Below are 19,632 nucleotides of genomic sequence, written 5' to 3' on the forward strand. Positions count from 1 at the left end.
ACACTCCGCGCTGCCGCTCCTCCAAGGGGAATGCACATGCGATCCCACTCAAAATGAACAAAATATGAACCGATTCATTGAAGCGGCATAATACTGCTCCATGGGGAACGGGCTTGTCAATATCTCTTTTCCGCAGAATTCTAGAGGGGAGTCTTGGTGGACTGCACGGGGCGCGCACCTTTCGATATATGATCGGTGGCATCTTTATGAACGAGTTCATTCCATGCCGCTGACGATTCGGGATGTTGCCAAGAGAGCCATGGTTTCGGTAGGCAGCGTGTCCAATGTGCTGAACAACCGGGATTCCGTGAAGCCTTCGGTTCGCGCCAAAGTGGAGAAGGCCATCGAGGATCTTGGCTATCATCCCAATCGACGGGCACAGCTCCTGGCGCGGAAACCGAATCCTGTGTTGTCGTTCGTTTTGAGCAACCGCGAGTTGTACGATCCGTTCCACTCACGGATTCTCGAGGGTGTAAGCAAGTACTGCGAGGACTCCGGCTTCTTCGTTCTCTTCTCAAAGCTGCACTACGCCGCGAGTGAGACGGTCGGCAGGCTGCAACTGCCTGCTGCGGTCCGGACGAACGGCATGTCGGAGTGCGTGCTTCTTGCCGGCGTGAACTATCCCAATCTCATCGAGGCCCTGGAGCAGCAAAATATCCCCCACATCCTCTTCGCGAACAATCTCGTGAGCCCCGCGCCGATGGGGGTGTCCGATCAGGTTCTCTTCGACGATGTGGCGGCTGCTCGCAATGCGACACGGTATCTGATCGAGCTGGGGCATGAAGCCATCTGGTACATCGGCGATACGGCCCTGCCCTGGTTTGAGCGCCGCTACCAGGGCTACCTTGCCGCGATGCGCGAGGCGAAGTTGAAGCCGCGTGCGCAGACCGCGGCGATCTCCGACGATCGCTTCGTGAATGGGTTCCGTTGGGCCTCGAGCATCGTGAAGGCGAAGCAGCCTTTGACCGCGATCTTTGCGGCCACCGACGAGGTGGCCTATGGCTGCTGGGAGTGTCTGCAACAGCTCTCCATCGGCGTTCCCGACCAGGTAAGCCTCATCGGTTTCGACGATCAGCGCGGTCCGTATAAAGGGCTCGGATTGACGACGGTGCGTGTGGAAGCGGAGACCATCGGCATCGAGATGGCGAAGATGGCGATCGAGAAGATTCGATCGACCGAGAAACAACAGCCCCAGGTTGTGGTGCCGACGGTACTGATGAAACGCGGCACATGCCAGCCCCCACCCGACAATCCGGGTCGGGTGCCTGTTTCGCCGCGCGATGCTCGCTAGGCCCAAATGAAACGCGGCTGCCTGGAGAGCCAGGCAGCCGCGATGGGGTACTGCGGAGGGCGCTTAGATCTCCCCCAGCTTCATCTGCTTGACAGCGTAGTCGCAGGCACGCGCCGTCATCGCCATGTAGGTCAGCGATGGGTTCTGGCATCCGGACGACACCATGAAGGAGCCGTCGGTGACGAACAGGTTCTTGACGTCGTGCGCCTGATTCCAGCGGTTCAGCACCGAGGTCTTCGGATCGTGGCCCATGCGTGCCGAGCCCATCTCGTGGATCCCTTCGCCCGGGGCGGAGGGTGAGTTGCGCAGCGTGATCTCTTTAGCCCCGGCGGCTTCGAGCATCTCTGCCGCCGTCACCTGCGCGTCCTTGAAGGTCTCCCACTCGTTGCTGCGCCACTTCGCGCTGATTCTCATTGCGGGAATACCCCAGGCGTCGACCTTGGTCTTGTCGAGCTCCATGCGGTTGTCGGGGTGCGAGAGACACTCGGCAAAGCTCGCGAAGCTGAAGCGCCATGGCCCGGGCTGACGCAGAGAATGCTTGAAGTCCGCGCCGAAGCCCGGCATCTCGCTGCCACGGCCCCAGTCGTCGCGACCGCCGCCGCCCTGGAAACCATAGCCACGGATGAACTTCGGATGCTTGTCCTTGATATTGCGGAAACGCGGCACGTAGATGCCGTTGGGACGGTTGCCCAGCTGCACGCGGTCTTCGTGGCCGGGGATGATGCCCGACGCGCCGCTGCCCATCATGTGGTCCATGAGGTTGCGGCCAAGCTGTCCACTGGAGTTGGCGAGGCCGTTCGAGAACTCCGGGGTCTTCGAGTTCATGAGGATGCGCGCCGACTCCAAGGTCGAAGCGCAGAGGAACACGACCTTCGCGTGGAACTCTATCGTCTGCCTGGTCTGGGCATCGATGACGCGCACGCCGGTGACGCGGCGAGTCTTCGTGTCGAAGATGAGACTGTGAACCACGCTGAACGGCCGCATGGTCAGCTTACCGGTCGCCTCGGCCGCAGGGAGCGTGGAGTGCAGGCTGCTGAAGTAGGAGCGTGTGATGCATCCTCGCGCGCATGGCCCGCACTGATGGCAGGCGGTGCGGCCACGATGATCCTTCGTGAGGATGGCGGTGCGGCCGATGGTGAGGCGGCGATCGGGAAACTTCTGCGCAATGACGTCGCGCATATGAATCTCGGCGCAGTTGAGCTCCATGGGCGGCAGAAACTTGCCGTCGGGGAGCTGAGGCAGGTTCTCGGCCTGACCGCTGACTCCGATGAAGTCCTCCACGTAGTCGTACCAGGGCTCGATGTCCTTGTAGCGGATGGGCCAGTCGACGGCGACGCCATCCTTGAGATTCCCCTCGAAATCGATGTCGCTCCAGCGATAGCTCTGCCGGCCCCACATGACCGAGCGCCCGCCCACATGGCGGCCACGCAGGAAGAGATAGGGCTGATCCGGCGGTGTGGTGTAGGGGTTCTCAAGATCGTCGACGAAGAACTTCGCGTTCCACTCGTCGCCAATGTGCTTCTGCCGTTCGCGGTGAACATCGTCGTACTTGCGGTCGCGCATGCCGCGGAACTTCATCTGCCAGACAGGAACGTGTTCGACATAGTCCCTCTCCGGCACGATGGTCTGGCCGGCTTCGAGCACAAGCGTCTGAAGACCCTTCTCGGTGAGCTCCTTGGCGGCCCATCCGCCGGTGATGCCGGATCCGATGACAATGGCGTCGTAGGTGTTGGTGTTTCCGGTCTGGATATTCGTTGTCATGTTCATCGCGCCACCTCCGCGAGGGGAGCGCATCCGGCGTGTTTCAACGGAACGATGTCCCTGTCCAGCTCCTGCGTGAAACCAATGTCCGTCGTGTAGTAGCCGGCCAGCGTCAGCTTCTTCATCTGGTAGAAGAAGTTCATCGGCGGCGGCGCGGACGTTTGTTTGACAGCGTGAGTTTGCTGCAGAGAAGCGTTGACCTGCGGTTGCGTCGCGGGCGTCAGCATCGCCTTCTTCTGGCGGGCGGCAAATTCCATGGCTTCCGCATCCAGTTCCGTGAGGATCTCCGTCTGTTGCGCGGGAGTACACGCGACGAAGGCTGCGGAGAATTTCTTTTTGCTGCGCGCGTCGACGTCGGCCAGACCGGCGAGAAACTGCCTGGTCTCCGCGGGCTCGAACCACTCGGTCAACAGGAGGTCGATGAACTCGTTGACCTTCGCGGCCTGGGCACCGGGTGTGTCGGTCGCCGGGATGATCATCTCGGCAATCGTGGTGACGGTGGCATTCTGTGCAGCGTTCAGGGTCCTGAGCCCGGTCGATTGAGCGACCTGTGCGCTTGCATCCTGGATGACAGCCAGGGCCTCCAGCGGGAAAGCAGAGATTGCGGCGGCTGAGCCCAGCAACCTCAGTACTTCACGTCGATCCATGGATACTCCGATTGGGGACAATCCCCTGTTGAGTCGGCAAAGTTAACCGTCTCTCTGCATATGTTTTATCGCGGCATCTTGTTCAGGGAAAATTTCAGCATGCGTTTCCCGACCAGTGCGCGGCTGGGTAGCCATTGTAGCGCGCGCCTCTATCGTCGAGATAGTCATGGAGAGGGGTCGCAAAACGGTCTGCATGGGGATAGAAAAGGCAGGGCCGCGCGTTTGCGGTTCGGTGCTGCGCTGCGAGACGCGGAGAGCTTCCGCGTCTCGCAGCTTTACCGCTGAGCCTACTGCACCGTGAGGGTGACGGTGTTCGATGCCGGCGATCCCGGGTTCTGGCAGGTGATGTTGATGGTGCCCGCCGTGGCGATGTCAGCGGCACCCACAGCCATCGTCAGATGCTGTGCATCGACGAAGGTGGTGGTGTAGGCGACACCGTTCCACAGGACGCTGGCTCCGGGGATGAATCCGGTTCCGGTCACGGTGACGAGCTGGTTTCCGCTACCGACGGCGAGTGAGCCGGTACCGGCAGCCGTGAGGGTTGGCGCGCTGTTGGCGGAGGCCTCCGCAGGCAGCACGAAGGCACCGCGCAGCAGCATGATCTGCGTGGTGGTGGTGGAGCCGGAGTTCGAGGAGAGGAGCAGGGCGATACCATCCTGGCCCCACCGAATACCGGGCACCGACTGGACATAGCCGCTGCCCGTTGGGAGCAGGACCGAGTCTTCGAGGACAAAATGCTGCGAGTCGAAGCGCTCCAGCACGACCGCCCAGGTTCCGGCGGTATTGATCCCGAAGACGAAGCTCTTCTTCGTGCTCTGGTAGGGAATCGCTCCGGCCCCGCTGAGGCCATAGCCATAGGGTCCAGGGCCGAGCGGCAGAACGCCAAGCTGCGTTGGCAGTGTCGTGGTCGGATCGATGATTCCCCCTGCGGAGCCGAAGATGAGGCCCTGATCGAGTGCGAGCGAGCCGCTGAAACCACCCATGCCGAGCATGGTGCTGCCATCGATCATGTGAACGCCGGCGCTATCGACGGTGTAACGGTAGAACTCCGAACCAGTGGATTGATTGTCATAGATATAGGCGTGGCCGGAGTCGGGGAAGACGGCATTGTTGTAGCCGAGAGCCGAGTTTGGACGCGTGGTTGCTGTGGTTCCGGTGAAGTCGAGGATGCCAACGTTGTCGACTGCGACACTGTTCTCCAAACCGGGAATAGCGGCCAGACCGTTGGCCGAGACCGGGCCGCCAAAGTAACCGGTGGAGACCAGAGGGATGGTCGCATCGACCGTCTGCGAAGCCGTATTGAAGCGAGCGAGGGAGTGCGCACCACTGAGAGCGATGTAGACGTACTTTCCGCCAGGGCTCTCGACGAGCAGGTTCGGCTCACTGCCGACCGCGACCGTCGTGCCTGCGGTGCCGGTCAGAGGATCGATGGCAACAATGCTGTTGCCGGTCGGTGTTGTCGAGGAGCTGGGAAGAACGGCGACCAGCTTCCGGATGTAGGGATCGTAGACCATCGCATTCGCGGAGATGGGCAACAGGCTGTAGAGGCTGACGTTCAGATTGCCAGAGGCTCCGCCGCCGGGAGCAGGGTTGGAGACCGAGACCGCCGCCGAACCCAGCGTCTTGAGCAGTGAACTATCGACGGTCGCCGTCAACTGGCTGGAGCTCACCATAGAGGTGGACAAGGCGGTTCCATTCCAGTTCACGACCGATGCGGCATTGAAGCCGCTTCCATTGACGGTCAGCGTGGTCGCGGTCGAGCCGGTGACGATCGCGTTTGGCGACAGGCTGGTGATCGACGGGACCGGCGCATAGAGAGAACCGCTGGCGGTGGTGGTGGAGACGACCATGTTGTTGGTCGTAATTGGATCGTAGGTTTGAGAATCGACCGTGGCCGAGACCTGCGCGACTCCGGAGACCGAAGGCGTTGCCGTCACGGTAAGGGTCGCTGTAGCTCCATTGGCAAGGCTGCCAAGGTTACAGTAGAGGACGCCCGCTCCGTTGCAGGTACCCTGCGAGACCGTGGACGAGCCGTAGAGCAGAGCCGCGGGCAAGCTCGTGCCCAGGACCACTCCGTTCGCCGTGCTCGTGCCAAGGTTCTTCACCTGGACGGTGTAGGTGAATGCGGTTCCAGTGGTCACCGTGGCCGGCAGTTGCGTGGTCACCTGCAGGTCAGCCGGGGTGGAACTGGTGTCCTTGACGACGCTGCCGTGCAGAAGGAAGAGCTGGGTCTGGGTGTGGAAGGCCAGACCGTCCTGTCCCCAGCGGACGAGATCGGCCGGGGTGCCGCTTGAGCCCAGGCTGCTGGCGATGGCACCGATGCCGTTGACGCCGATGGTGGCGACCGGCAGGAAGGTGGTCTCGTCGTAGCCGATCAACTGCACCGTCGAACCGCCGTAGTTGTTGACGACGACCCAGGCACGATTGAGGGAAGAGTCGGAGTAGATGGGTCCGGAGGCCGGGGAGAGGCTGGTGGAGTAGGAAGCGGTAGTGGAGAACTGGCCCAGCGTGGCACCGGTCGTCGGGTCCGTAACAAGACCGTTCGGCGTGTAGAGGCGACCGTTGTCGTACTGGATGGTCGACCCGGCGGCGCTGGAGTTGAGCTGCTTGTAGCCGGTGATGCCGGTGCTGTCGACGGTCAGTTGATAGACATAGTTGCCCACGGCGTAGGCAGCGAGATAAAGCGTGGATGCCGAGGTGCCGAAGGTGAGAGCTCCGCTGTTGGAACTGAAGTAGGTGGAGAGGCCGGTGCTGGTCTTCGGCCGGGCTACCCCGGAGTCGAAGATGGTGACCACGCCGTTGCTGCCGTACACCGCAACCGAGTTCGGCTGGCCAGGAAGCGCGGCGAGACCGGAGGCTGTGTAAGGCGGGTTGTAGACGCCCGTGCTGCCACCAAGCGTGAACTGGACGCCTGCGACTCCGGCGGTGAGGTCCACCTGGCGGACAGCGCCGGCTCCATTGAGACCGACGAAGGCCTGCGTCCCGTCCGTCGAGAGCACAAGACGGGTGGGTTCGCTGCCGACGTAGATCTTCTTCTGGATGGCGCTGGTGATGGGGTCGATCGCCACGAGACTGTTGGCCAGTCCAGGACCACCCGAACCGGCGATAGTGGCATAGAGCAGGCCATCTTTCGCGTTGTAGGCGAGACCGTTGATCGGCAGAGCGAGATAGGTGTTGAAGGGCACCGTCGTCGAGGGCAGACCCATATTTTCAGGCGTCGCGACGCTGATGGTGCCGCCACCGGGGACGGCGAGGTCGCCGGCCGGGATGACCGCGGTGAGGGTGCCGGACTTATAGGTGGTGACGAGCGGCACGCCGTTCCATTGCACGATACTGTCGGCAAAGAAGCCGGAACCGCTGAGGGTGATCGTCGTATCCGGGCTGCCAAGCGGCGCGGAGTTGGGGCTGACGTTGATCGTGCCGAGCGGATTGATGACATTGATGGACGATGCGGCCGATGGCGTCGAACCAATGAAGTAGTTGGCGAGGTTCGGGACCGGGTTCAAGACCTGGACCGGCACCGCGCCAGTCTGGTAGAGATTCTGCGAACTGACCGTGGCGACGATCTGCGTGCTGGTCTGCGAGACGACGGCCAGGCTGTAGCCGTTGAAGGTCACTCGCGGAGAGGCAAGGAAGTTCGAGCCAGTGATGGTGATGTTCGTGTTGGTGACGGGGGATCCGGAGGCGGGGATCTGGATGTAGGTCGGGCTGACGCTGGCAACCACGGGAGGAGCAACCACAGGCAGCGAGAGCGCGGCGCTGGCTCCTGCGTTCGGGGCAGGATTGTTGACCGTGATCTGGCCGGTGCCGGCCGTAGCAAGGATCGCCGTCGTGAGGACGGCCCTCAGAGAGGTCGGGCTGACGTAGGTGGTGGCGAGTGTCGTGCCATTCCAGGAGGCGGTGGAGTTCGCGATGAATCCCGTTCCCGTCAGCGTAAGGGTCGTGGACGTGCCCCCTTGAATGGCCAGGGAGGGAGCTATCGTCGTCAGGACAGGCGTCGGGCTGTTCACAGGCAAGGAGACGCCGGCGGAGACGACTGAGACCGGGGTGGAGTTCTGCACGGTCACGGACGCGGTGCGGGCGCTGGCGAGAGCCGAGGCGGGAATCTGCGCGGTCAGCGAGGTGGCACTGACGTACGTGGTCGTCAGGGAAGTACCGTCCAGTTGCACGGCGGAGTTCGCGAGGAAGTTCGTTCCGGTGACGGTGATGGCCGTCGCTGTTGCGCCCGCCGATACGGAAGCGGGAGCGACCGAGGTGATGGCCGGGACGGCGTAGACGACCTCCGCGGCGGCGGCGGTGTCGGAGCCTCCAGGACCGGGATTGCTGACGGTGAGCTGTCCGCTGCCCACGCTGGGCACGTCGGCGGCCGCGAGGGCGACGGTCAGCGTGGTCGCACTGAAGAAGGTCGTGGGCTTGGCTGTGCCGTTCCACTTGACGACGGAGTTCGCCTCAAAGCCGCTGCCGGTAACCGTGAGCGTTACCGGGACGCCCTGCGGAATGTAGGCGGGGGCGATGGAGGTCACGGTGGGCGTGGGGCTCATGACGGCGAAGGTCGCGGCTGCGGACGCTCCGCCACCGGGCGAGGGATTGCTGACGGTGACGGACACACTGGCACCGGCGGCAAGGGCCGCGGCGGGCACCTGGCCCTGCAGCGAGGTCGCGCTCACGTAGGTGGTCGTGATACTGGAACCGTTGAAGGTGATGACGGAGGAGCTGATAAAGCCGGTGCCGGTGACGGTGATGGTCTGCGCGGCAGCGCCTGCGGTGACGCTGGCCGGGGAGACGGAGCTCACCACGGGAACAGGATTACTTTGCGTCGTTTGCCCTCCGCCTGAGCTGTTTCCGGAACCAGCACAACCGGTCTGCAACAACAAAAGGGCCGAGAAAACGAGGGCAGGAACAATTCGACGCACGACAACTCCGATTGACTGTCCGGTACCCTTGGGGAGACCCGGATGGCCATTGCGTTGGGATGTATTCAGTGACCTCGAAACTATAGCAGAGTCTGTTTAATGTCTGGCAGGGAGGCCCGGGTTATTCCTCTCTTGTGGATGCGGGGCCGGTGGGCCAGGTGTAGGTGGCGAGGGCGCCGGGCTGGAGGGTGGCGTGGAAGGCGCGTCCGTGCCAGGTGACCGCGAAGGCAGCGGGCTGCGGCTGGTTATTGAGGACGATCAGGGCGATCGTTCCAGTGGGCGACTCGAAGGCTACAGTCTCAAGGCTTGTGCGGCCGGGCGAGTTGGAGGCGATGCGGGTGGAGCCGGGCGGAACGAACTGGCTGGCATGGCCGAGGACGTAAAAATCTCCGTTGTATGTGACGGCGGTGGGGGCGACGGTTACGAGGGGGCGGCAGGTGCCGCAGCCCCCGGCATGAGGGTTGTGGGCGGGGTCCAGGGCGACACCCCAGAGCACAACGGCCTTGGCCCAGTTGCGGGTGGAGTCGATGAGCAGGTGGGCCGTAGTCAGGAGGGCGGACTCCGTGTTCCAGGTGCCACCGGAGCACTCGGTCATCCAGATGCCCTTCTCGGGATGGCGGTCGTGGATGGCGGTCTGGGCGTCGGCGCTGCCGCCGTAGCAGTGCAGGGCGGAGCCGGCCATGAAAGGCGCGGCGGACGGGTCTTCGAGGACCTCGAGGGGGTACTCGGGGTGATCCCAGTTGTGATCGTAGGCAAGGATCCGGGTGGAGAGGCCGGCACGGCGGAGGTCGGGGCCGAGGTAGGAGCCGATGATGCGCTTCGCCTGGGAGGCCTGGAGGAGGGTGCCGGGGTAGTCCTTGGTCTCGTAGAGGGGCTCGTTCTGGATGGAGAGGAACCTGACGGGGATTCCGGCGTGTTGGAAGGCCTGAACGGAGCGGGTGAGGTACTGGGCGAAGACGGGCTCGGCATCGGGGCGGATGGCTCCGCCGTTCATGGTGGGGTGGGTCTTCATCCAGGCGGGCGGGCTCCATGGGGTGGCCATGACCGTGATCGCGGGGTTGAGCTTGAGGGCCTCGCGCATGATGGGGAAGATGTAGGCCTCGTCGTGCCGGACGGAGAAGTGCTGGAGCTTCGGGTCCTGCTGGCCGGCGGGAAGGTCATCGTAGCTATAGTGGTCGCGCGAGAGGTCGGTCGAGCCGATGGGGAGGCGGAGGAAGCTGAGGCCGATGCCCTTGTTGGGGTCGAAGAGGCGGGTCATCACCTGCTGGCGGGATGCCGGGCTGAGCCCATGGAGGAGCCAGGCGGAACCATCGGTCATGGACGCGCCGAAGCCGTCCATGATCTGGAAGCGCTGGGTGTCATCGACCGCGATGGTGAGGGACGAAGCGCCGGATGCAGGGGCGAAGACGAGATCCGGCTCGGGGGCCATGGCGCGAGAGAGGTCGGCGGTCGTGACGACGCTGCGGACCGTCTGGGCGGAGGAGACGAGCGGGAGGAAGAACAGAACGGCAGCGGCGCAGAGAGGGAGACGAACGGTCAAGGGTATGTCCTGGGGAGAGGCTGGGATTGGGTTGCATGCGGCTGACGGCGTATACCCTGCCCCACCTTTTCGGGCAAAGTCTTCAGAACATGGACTTTAGGTTTGGACTTCGCTTTCCTGTCCGCGCAAAGTCATGATTCTAAAGAGAAATGAAATGTAAAGTCTTCATTCGAAACGAGATGACCTCATCACGGAAGGGCCACGTGAAAGGAGGCCGCTGATGAGGTCGATACCCCATCGGCGGGTTGAGAGATCGGCTGTGAGCTCTCAGCGAGCCGCGAGCTAACAGCCGAGGCTCTGGCTAGAAGTAGACCTTCGCGGCGAGCTGGATGACGCGTGGTCCGCCGGGACCGGCTGGGTTGAAGGCCGAGGTGGCCTGGCCCCAGTTGGTGTCCTTGGCGATGGAGAGCGGGGTGTAGGTTCTGGTGGTCGCGTTGTAGCTGGGCAACGTTACGTTGGCACCGTAGTCGCGCGAGGCGATGTTGGGGTGGTTGAGGATGTTGAAGAACTCGCCCCGGAGCTGGATGGAACGACCCTTGGCGGCAGAGCCGATGGGGAAGTTTTTGAAGATGGACGAATCCCAGGTGACGAGTCCGCCCTGACGGAGGCTGCCGGGAGCTCCGAGGTTGGGCTGGCCGATGGTGGGGAGGAGGAGGTTGCCGAGGTGGTCGACACCCACGTAGGCCGGGGGAGTCTTGCTGTACTGCGAGCCACCGGTGAGCTGGCTGGCCGGCGAATAGAGCGAGTTGCGAACCGGCGCGCCGCTCTGGATGCTGGCCAGACCGGAGAGCTGGTAGTTGTCGGTGAAGTAGGCCAGGAAGTGCGGCCCATGGAAGCGCTGGGTGAGGTTGGGAAGATCGTAGACGTAGTTGATCGCGGCAATATGACGACGATCGTAGTTGGCTACGCCGTAGCTGTATTTGCGGGGGTTGAAGGGGTCGACGAAGGTCTCGTCGGCGCTGGAGGTGGTGAGGGTCTTGGACCACGTATAGACGCCGCCGAAGGTGAGGCCATGGGCGAAGCGACGCTGGACCGAGGTCTGGAGGGAGTTGTAGCTGGAGGTACCGTCGAACTTGTAGTACTCCATCTGGCCGTAGCCCTTGTAGGGCGACAGGTAGTTCTGCTGGTAGGCGTACTGGCCGCTGAAGTTGTAGCCGGCTGCGGCGTACTCGGGGGGAAGGTTGGGCTCGACGACGGGTACGACTCCACCGGCGAACTTGGAAGGATCCTGTGCGGCGCGGGTGAACGTCGTGCCGTAGGGGATGGTGTTGATGTCGCGGGCGGTGACGAGGTGACGACCCATGCCACCGACGTATGCGACGTCGAGGGTGGTGCCGGCAGCGATCTCACGCTGCACGCCGAGTGAGTAGCTGTAGTTGACGGGAACCTGACCGGAGACGTCCGCACCGTAGATTCCGCTGAGCACGCCGGAGTTGGACTGGGCGGCCGTGGGGATCTGGGCGATGGTGCTGTTGGAGATGGTGGGAGTCTGCACCAGCGCGGGGTTGCCGAAGACCGTGTTGAAGACCAGGTTGCCCTGCTCACGATCGTGCGAGGTGCCGAAGCCGCCGCGAATGACGCTCTTGTGATCGCCGTACGGATCCCACGAGAAGCCGAAGCGCGCCTCGGGAAGGATGCCGTTCGAGTTCCAGCCGCCCTTGGGGAGAGTTCCGTTCGAGGCGAAGGTCATACCGTTGAGGCGGTTGCCGGTGTTGGGGACGATGTTGCCGTTGGTGTCGATCTGCACCGCATTGGCCGGGTTATAGGCCGAAGGCGTAAACAGAGCGATCTGGCTCTTGGCGTCGTACTGGGGAGGGATGTAGACGAAACGGACGCCGTAGTCGAGGGTCAGGCGCGAGTTGATCTGCCAGGTATCCTGCGCATAGAACTCGACCTGGTTGTAGCGGAAGTAACCAGTGGGACGGGAGCTGGACTGTCCGAAGCTCTGGAAGGCTCCGAGCAGGGCGCTGGCGTAGGGAGAACCGCTGTTGCTTCCGGTCTGGTTGAGGCATCCGCTGGCGCTGGTGGAGCAGGCATTGAAGCTGAACTGACCGTTCGAATTGCCGTAGCTGATCTGGTCCTTGCGGTTGCGCTGGTAGAAGGCACCGAACTTGAACGTGTGGCTGTGGAAGCTCCAGGTCAGGTTGTCGTTGGCGCTGATGGTGGTGGTGGCCTGGTGCCAGGGCGTGGATCCGTAGTAGCTGCCGGGGTAGTTCTGCCCGTTGCCGCCGAAGCTGATGTCCGGGATGGACTCCGATGCGGTGGTGGGGAAGAGCAGGGGGAGGTTGATGTTGTTGGCACCAATGGAGATGTTGCCGTTTACACCGGTGACGCGCGAGGTATAGACGCTGGGACCGACGCTGACTTCATTCAGGAGCGTGGGCGAGAGCGTGCTGGTGAGGTCCACGGCGAGGTTCCAGCCGGGCTGCGAGTTGGTGCAGCCGCCGGGGATCTGGAGGGCGCCGGAGCACTGGATGCCGAACGAGCCCATGGGGCCGGTCTGGGTGTCCTGGTTGCGGACGTAGCGGGCGAACATGCGCTCATTGGGGGAGATCTGGTAGTCGATGCGCCCGATGTACTCCGTACGCGGATGCGTGGAGGAGAGGGGATCCTGGCGGTTGTATGTATTGTTGCCGACAACGTTGGGGAGTGGGTAGAGGCTCAGGATCTTCTGGATCTGGGCGAAGGAGGCAGCCTGGGCCGCGCTGAGCGATCCGGTGGTGATGGTGTTGTTGGCGTACTGCGTGCGGGTCTCCGGGTTATAGATCTGGAGCGGATTGCCGGAGCTGTCGACGCTCTTCGAGAAGTCGCCGGAGCGCTCGAGGAGGGTCGGGGTGCGGTACTGGTTGATGCCACCGGGGACGAGCTGGCGATAGAACTCGTTCGAGAAGAAGAAGAAGAGCTTGTTCTTCACGATCGGTCCGCCGACCTGGTAGCCGACCGTGTTGTACCGGTAGAGCTGCTTGGCGGTTCCGTTGTGGTTGCTGACGGTGTCGTTGGCGTTCATGCCTTCGTTCCGGTGGAAGAAGTGGACGTTGCCGTGGAAATCGTTGGTACCGCCGCGGGTGGTGACGACGATGGAACCGCCGCCGGCCTTACCGAAGGCTGCCTGGAAGTTGGAGGTGAGGACTTTGACCTCGGCGATGGCGTCCGTATTGACGGTGACCTGGGTTCCGCCGTTGTTGCCGGTATCGACGTTCGAGGCACCATCGACGGTGAAGTCGTGCTGATTGGTGCGGGTGCCGTTGACGCTGTAGGTGTCGAGGCCGCCGGTGCCGGAGGCTCCGAAGCTGCCCGAACCGGAGACGCCGGGGATAACGCGGACGATATCGAGGACGTTGCGGCCGTTCAGGGCGATGTCGTTGAGCTGTTTGCCGGTAATGAGGTCGGAGCGGTCTCCGGAGTTGGCCTGGAGCTGGAGCTGGCCGCTATCGGCCTCGACAGTGACGGTGGTGGCCTCGGCGCCGACCTTGAGGGCGAAGACGCCCGCGTTGAGGTTGTCGGCAGAGCTGAGGACGACGCCGGTTTTCGTGTTGGTTTCGAAGCCGGGGGCGCTGACGGTGACGGTATAGGTCGCCGCAGGCAGGTTGGTCATCGAAAATGTGCCGTTCTGGCCGGAGGTGACGGTACGCGTGACGCCGATGGTGGAGGCCACCGCGGTGACCTTCGCGCCGGGAATAATGGCGCCGGTAGTATCCTCAATAGAGCCGAGGATAGAACCTGAAGTCACTTGGGCGACGAGCGGCATCGAACATCCCAGGAGGAACGTCGCGGCGATCATGTGCCGGTTCCGGAGGGGCGAAGCCAGGGCAGAAAACAGACTCAACCGTTGAAAGAGTCTCTTGGAGGATCTTTCAGCAGCTTGGGACAGTACAGATGAATAAATCAAGATAGGGCCTCTCTGTTGCTACGGTGGAACGTCCCGAACCATATGTATCTCAAACAACGATGGTCCTGTAGCTGGGCTGAGGGTTCGCTGAGGGTTTTCCGAGGGGGATTAACCTCTTTGTAATCAATGGATGTGGCATTTTGAGTAACGCAAATTTGATGGTGCACGAACGAAAAACCGCATTCCTCGCAGGTGTTTGGAGGGTCGATCCCGAGACGAATACGCTTCTGCGGGATGGTGAGGAGCGGCATGTCGAGCCAAAAGTGATGAAGGTGCTGCTCACTTTGGCCTCGCAACAGAACCACGTCGTCTCGAAGGAAGATCTCATTACAGCGGTGTGGCCGGACACCTTTGTGGGTGACGACGTGCTGACCCGCTGCATCTCGATCCTACGGAAGATCACCGAAGACGATCCCCATGCGCCGCACTTTATCCAGACGGTTCCCAAGGTGGGGTACCGGCTGGTGGCTCCCGTTTCGGAGTTTGCCGAGCCTGAGCCGATGGAGGTGTTGGTGGAGCAGCCGGCTGCGCCTCTGGAGGCTCGGCCTGCGGCGGAGAGCATTGTTCCGCCTGCGGGAGCGGCTCGCTGGCCTCGTGCCAGGTGGATCGCCGGAGCAGCCGCGGCACTTTCGCTCGTCGCCGCCACGGGCTATGGAGTACATGCCCGCCGGGAGGCAACGGGGCCCTCCGGCAGCCTTCGTACGGTGCAGTTCACCTCTTACGACGGGGAGCAGACACAGCCGGCGTTCTCGCCGGACGGCGCGCATATCGCTTTTGTGTGGGCGAAGCACGGAAGCGAGACGCGGCAGATCTACGTGAAGCGGATTGGCGAGGAGAACCTCACTCGGCTGGCGAAGGATGGCGGAGAGCAGTTCAGCCCCGTCTGGTCGCCCGACGGGCGGCAGATCGCTTATCTGGGGAGATCAAGCGACGGTCTGGGACTTTATATAACGGGAACTGCGCCGGGATCGGGGGCCAGCCGCATCTATATTCCGCAGCAGCCCAGCCACTGGGAGCAGGGTGCCCTTTCGTGGTCGCCGGATGGGAAGAGCCTTATTTTTCCGGATCACGACGGTTCGCAGCCGCACTCGTCGCTGTTCCAACTGGATCTGGCGACGCGGAATGTAAGGTCGATTACATCGCCTCCGTCGGGTTGGGAGGGAGACTTGAACCCGGCTTACTCGCCCGATGGGACAAAGATTGCTTTTACCCGGGCGAGCGAGACTGCCGTCCGGGATATCTACTGGATTTCTGTGGGCAATGGCGCGGTCCACCAGCTTACCTCCGACCGGATGAACATCGACAGCCTTACGTGGAGCGCGGATGGACGCTCCATTCTGTTCTCGTCGAACCGAGGCGGGAAGTACGCGCTGTGGAAGATGGCGTTGAATGGGGGAAAGCCGGAGCGGCTTCCGGTGGGGAGTGAGGACGCCTTCGGTCCGGCGGTGGGACCGCGGCCGGGGCAGCTCGCCTATGCGCAGGGTTCGGCCTTCTGGAGCATTCTTCGGCTGAGGGGGGCTGAGGGGAAGTCCGCGGCGGTTCCGGAACGCGTGCTCTCCTCGACCCAGCAGGACTCTGCCCCGTCGCTCTCGCCCGATGGCCGCTTTTTTGCGATCCAGTCGCTTCGCTCCGGATCGCAGGAGATCTGGATCTCGTCGATCGAGGGTAAGTCGTTGCGGCAATTGACGTTCCTGGGGGGTCCGCTGACGGGCAGTCCAGCATGGTCGAACCATGGGGACAGTCTTCTGTTCGACTCACGGCCGGATGGTCACTCGCATATCTTCAGCGTGCCGGTGGGGGGCGGGCAGCCGAAGCAGTTGACTTCGGGGAATGCGAACGATATCGTCCCGCGCTGGTCGCATGACGACCAGAAGATCTATTTCCGGTCGAATCGCGGAGGGAGATGGCAGTTGTGGATGATTCCGGCGGCCGGGGGAGAGCCGCAGCCGGTGACAACGGGCGATGGGATCGAGCCGCAGGAGTCGCCCGATGGGCGGTGGCTTTACTACACGCGTGGAAACGAGGATGGGCTATGGCGGACGCCGGTGGGAGGCGGGAACGAGGTGCAGGTCTCGAAGGCTCCGGCGGCAGGCTTCTGGGGGTACTGGCAGGTGACGCCGCTGGGTATCTTCTACCTGGATCAAAGCCATACGAGCCCGGAGATCCGGATTCTGAACCCGGAGACGCGGGAGTCCAGCCTATACGCCACGCTGCAGCAGACGCCTCCTCCTTATGCGGGGATCTCGGTGGTTGCGCAGGGGCACATCGTCCTGATGACGGACGAGCATGATGCCGAACGGCACATCACGCTCGTCGAGCGGCAGCGGTAGCCGAGTCACCACCGCAGGGTGACGGTCTTGCTGACGTAGCCGGTTCCGCTGGCGTCCCCGAATTTGACCAGGACCTCGTTGCCCTCTATCGTTCCGCCCTCAGCGCTGAGGGTTCGTTGTCTGGCGGCGTTCTGCCGCACGAAGAGACGATGCGCGCTGCCGGCCGGGGCTTCGAGCTGCACGGTGAGGGTGTGGCTGTCGCTCCGGACATCGATCACCTTCATCTGCGATGTTCTGTTTCCCTCGCTTGCGGGGGCCTCCTGCGTGCCAATCTCGACCGCGGGAAGGGGAAGGCGGAGGGTGTGCTGCGTGGAGGGGCGCTCCGTGCAATCCTTCGAGACCGTTTGCCCAGGCTTCGCGAGGCAGAGCGTGGACGGACCGGGTGACGTGGCGCGGACCTGCAGCTCCGCCCCCACGCGCTCGATGGCAACCTCGAAGCTATCGCTGCCCACCATCACGTGCTGCAGGGTGGTTTTGTCCCATGCCGCGGGCATCTGCGGAGCCACCTGGAGGGTATGGTGGAGGGCATCGGCTTCCAGGCCAAAGAGACCGCGGATGGCGGGTGCGAGCACCATGGCGGACGACCAGAGCTGGTGCGAGCTGCTTCTTCCCAGAGGCGCGAAGAACTCACCCGAGACCACCTCGGTGATTGCACCCGCATCCTGCAGCCAGGTCAGCTCCGCCGTATTGCGCAGGTTGGAGAACGCCTGCACGGGACGCCCGGTGCGATACTCCGCCATCGAGGTCCATCCGCTGTAGAGCGGCCAGACCGATCCGTGATGGTAGCTGACAGGGTCGTAGATGGTGGCGCTCGTTGGAACGGACCGAATACCCCAGTCCGTGCTGAAGGTGTGTCCGGCCCATTGAGCGAAGGTCGTGTCTGCCTGAGGCAGCGCGAGATGGCCGCTCCACCATGCGACCGCGGGGAAGATCGAGGGCACGTTCTCGTACGAGCCATCCTGCTGCCGGTTGAAGCGGTACACGCCGTCTTCTCCGCGATAGGCGGCGAGTTTCGCTGCGATATCGGCCGCCGTTTTGCCTGCCTCCTGAGCCGCATCGGTTTCGCCCATCAGCCCTGCGAGGCGGGAGAAGGAGGCGGCGGACTGCTGGTCGAGCGCAGCGAGGTAGATCTCCTGATGCGGCATCTTCGGCCACTCCTCCACCCAGCCTGTGCCCTGGGAGTTGTCGTAGACGCCTTGGGTGGTGTGGCTGCGGGTGAACTGGTAGGCGCGCTTTACGTTGTCCCAGTGCTGCTTCAGGTAGGCGATGTCTCCGCTGGACCGGACGTAATCTTCTATCTGCATGACGAATAAAGGGGTTGAGTCGGCGGAGGCGTAGAGATACGGCATGTGTTCCCAGTCGACCTGGGCTGCGGTCTGGGAGTACTCGTGCATCATCTTGCCGTCGGCCCGTTGGTGGGCCAGCAGGAAGTCCAATGCTTGCTTCGACATAGCGAAGTCGCCGAAGCTGTTCACCGCGTAGAGGGTCCATAAGGTGTCGCGGCCGAAGAACCAGCCGAAGCCGGGGCGGGCGGAGTCGCCGGAGGTGTACCAGCCGCCTGCGAGACCGGCTCCGCCGGCGGTGGAAACCTTTGATTCTTCGATGGATACCTCGGCCCAGCGGAGGGCTTCGTCGAAGCGCTTGTCGGGGGTGGATACGGTGAGGCGGTGGTCAAAAAAGTGGTCCCAATCCTGGGATACTGTCTGGTAATCGTGGACAAGGTGCTGGTTCGCGCTGGTGAGGCGCGCGAGGAGGGCGGCGCGTCCCGCTACTCCGGTTTCGCCCTTCTTTGCCAGACCACAGAGCAGGGGGTAGAAGCTGTGGTCGTCCTTCGCGGGGTCGTAGGAGAGGTGGAACTCGACCGGCGTGGTCACGGGGCGTTCCTGGTAGGGAGGGATGGGACCATGCTGCGCGTTGGGCATGGCGACCATGCCGTAGAAGTCGGGGTTGTCGGTCTCGAGGGTGTAGGCTCCGCCGGTTCCGGATGGGGTCCAGCTTGCGCCGGGGCGGCCGAAGTTCGGGGCGGGCCACTGCTGCTCCATGCTGGGGGCGAAGGAGAGGGTGATCTCGGCGGGGCGGGATGCGTGGATTTCGAAGAGGACCACTGCGGTCGCCAGGCCGGGTTCGGAGGTGTGGGGGATGAACATGTGCTGCTTCACGGTGATCGCCGCGTGGGCGTAGGTGATGGTGGTGTGGTCGGGGCGGACCTCGATGGACGAGGCGTGCGCGTTCAGATCGATGACCGCGTCGTAGTCCTTCAGCTTCGCCGTGAGGTGTGCTTCGTGCAGGATCTTGACCGGAAGGAGCCAGAGCTCGAAGGTGCCGTCCTGCTGCCCGAGGATCGCGCCGCGCTCGCCCGTGACGGAGAAGGGCTTGTTGGCCATCGCGTCTTTGCGGATGACGAGGGGGTTCGCGTCGAGGGGGAAAGAGGGGATGGTGGTGAGGCCGGTCTGGGTGCTGCTTTGGGCGTGGAGGGCGGGGGAGAGAGAGAGGAGCAGAACGGCAGCGGTCAATCGCACGGAGAAGGCCTCATGGAGAAAGTTGGGAAACGAAGGATAGCAGGTGGTTTGGGAACGACAAGAGTAAAAGAAAAAGCAGATCCCCTTCGGGGATGACAACCAAGAGTAAGAACAAAACCAACAACAACAGCAAAAGCAAAATGCGGGGGTCTCTCCACTCCGCTTCGCTTCGGTCGAGATGACGCGAGTTGGTGGAGGGATAAAGAGCGTAAGAGCAAGAGCAAGAGCAACAGCAACAGCAACAGCAAGAGCAACAGCAACAGCAACAGCAACAGCAAGAGCAACAGCAACAGCAACAGCAAGAGCAACAGCAACAGCAAGAGCAAGAGCAACAGCAACAGCAACAGCAACAGCAAGAGCAACAGCAAGAGCAACAGCAACAGCAACAGCAACAGCAAGAGCAACAGCAACAGCAACAGCAACAGCAACAGCAACAGCAACAGCAACAGCAAAAACAAAATGCGGGGGTCTCTCCACTCCGCTTCGCTCCGGTCGAGATGACGCGCGTTTGTGGAGGGATAAAGAGCAAGAGCAAGAGCAAGAGCAAGAGCAAGAGCAAGAGCAAGAGCAAGAGCAAGAGCAAGAGCAAGAGCAACAGCAACAGCAACAGCAACAGCAACAGCAACAGCAACAGCAAAAACAAAAACAAAAACAAAAACAAAATGCGGGGGTCTCTCCACTCCGCTTCGCTCCGGTCGAGATGACGCGCGTTTGTGGAGGGATAAAGAGCGTAAGAGCAAGA

General features: G+C 62.6%; 9 protein-coding genes. 2 read left to right on the top strand and 7 right to left on the bottom strand.

Annotation, left to right across the window (positions count from 1 at the left end; all coding sequences use genetic code 11):
* Nucleotides 1-223 precede the first annotated feature (223 nt).
* The gene (locus tag BM400_RS02730; protein ID WP_175528834.1) at nt 224-1,291 is read left to right on the top strand and encodes a LacI family DNA-binding transcriptional regulator; all 1,068 of its coding nucleotides are present in this window, start codon (nt 224-226) and stop codon (nt 1,289-1,291) included.
* A gap of 63 nt (nt 1,292-1,354) precedes the next feature.
* Here the strand turns inward: BM400_RS02730 and BM400_RS02735 are convergent, their stop codons facing one another.
* From BM400_RS02735 to BM400_RS02755, 5 genes are all read right to left on the bottom strand, one after another.
* Nucleotides 1,355-3,058: a GMC oxidoreductase gene (locus tag BM400_RS02735; RefSeq protein WP_245781644.1), complete on the bottom strand. Its 1,704-nt coding sequence runs from the start codon at nt 3,056-3,058 to the stop codon at nt 1,355-1,357.
* Nucleotides 3,055-3,699, bottom strand: a complete 645-nt coding sequence (locus tag BM400_RS02740; protein WP_089836410.1) for a gluconate 2-dehydrogenase subunit 3 family protein — start codon at nt 3,697-3,699, stop codon at nt 3,055-3,057. The genes BM400_RS02735 and BM400_RS02740 overlap by 4 nt, the downstream gene beginning before the upstream one ends.
* A gap of 287 nt (nt 3,700-3,986) precedes the next feature.
* Nucleotides 3,987-8,492 carry a beta strand repeat-containing protein gene (locus BM400_RS02745; RefSeq protein WP_141223785.1) on the bottom strand — a complete coding sequence of 1,502 codons (4,506 nt, stop codon included), beginning with the start codon at nt 8,490-8,492 and terminating at the stop codon, nt 3,987-3,989.
* A gap of 241 nt (nt 8,493-8,733) precedes the next feature.
* Nucleotides 8,734-10,152 (bottom strand): glycoside hydrolase family 30 protein, encoded by a 1,419-nt coding sequence (locus BM400_RS02750; RefSeq protein ID WP_089836415.1) that lies wholly within the window; start codon nt 10,150-10,152, stop codon nt 8,734-8,736.
* Nucleotides 10,153-10,453: 301 nt separating this feature from the next.
* A complete protein-coding gene (locus BM400_RS02755; protein WP_175528835.1) occupies nt 10,454-13,978 on the bottom strand; it encodes a TonB-dependent receptor in 3,525 nt (1,174 codons plus the stop codon).
* A 203-nt stretch (nt 13,979-14,181) separates the two neighbouring features.
* On the opposite strand from BM400_RS02755, the gene BM400_RS02760 reads away from it, so the two are divergent.
* Nucleotides 14,182-16,371, top strand: coding sequence for a DPP IV N-terminal domain-containing protein (locus tag BM400_RS02760; RefSeq protein WP_175528836.1), 2,190 nt, complete (start codon nt 14,182-14,184; stop codon nt 16,369-16,371).
* Between the two features lie 5 nt (nt 16,372-16,376).
* Here the strand turns inward: BM400_RS02760 and BM400_RS02765 are convergent, their stop codons facing one another.
* Complete coding sequence (locus BM400_RS02765) at nt 16,377-18,890, bottom strand: amylo-alpha-1,6-glucosidase (protein ID WP_141223786.1); 2,514 nt, start codon at nt 18,888-18,890, stop codon at nt 16,377-16,379.
* Nucleotides 18,881-19,570 (bottom strand): hypothetical protein, encoded by a 690-nt coding sequence (locus tag BM400_RS21885; RefSeq protein WP_175528837.1) that lies wholly within the window; start codon nt 19,568-19,570, stop codon nt 18,881-18,883. Before BM400_RS21885 ends, BM400_RS02765 begins: the two co-directional genes overlap by 10 nt.
* Between the last annotated feature and the right edge of the window lie 62 nt (nt 19,571-19,632).

The organism is Granulicella pectinivorans (genome assembly GCF_900114625.1).
Classification (GTDB): domain Bacteria; phylum Acidobacteriota; class Terriglobia; order Terriglobales; family Acidobacteriaceae; genus Edaphobacter; species Edaphobacter pectinivorans.

Bases quoted from the DNA above. Each gene is read 5' to 3' on its own strand.
- BM400_RS02735 (WP_245781644.1), bottom strand. From the start codon at position 3,058: ATGAACATGACAACGAATATCCAGACCGGAAACACCAACACCTACGAC.
- BM400_RS02740 (WP_089836410.1), bottom strand. From the start codon at position 3,699: ATGGATCGACGTGAAGTACTGAGGTTGCTGGGCTCAGCCGCCGCAATC.
- BM400_RS02730 (WP_175528834.1), top strand. From the start codon at position 224: ATGCCGCTGACGATTCGGGATGTTGCCAAGAGAGCCATGGTTTCGGTA.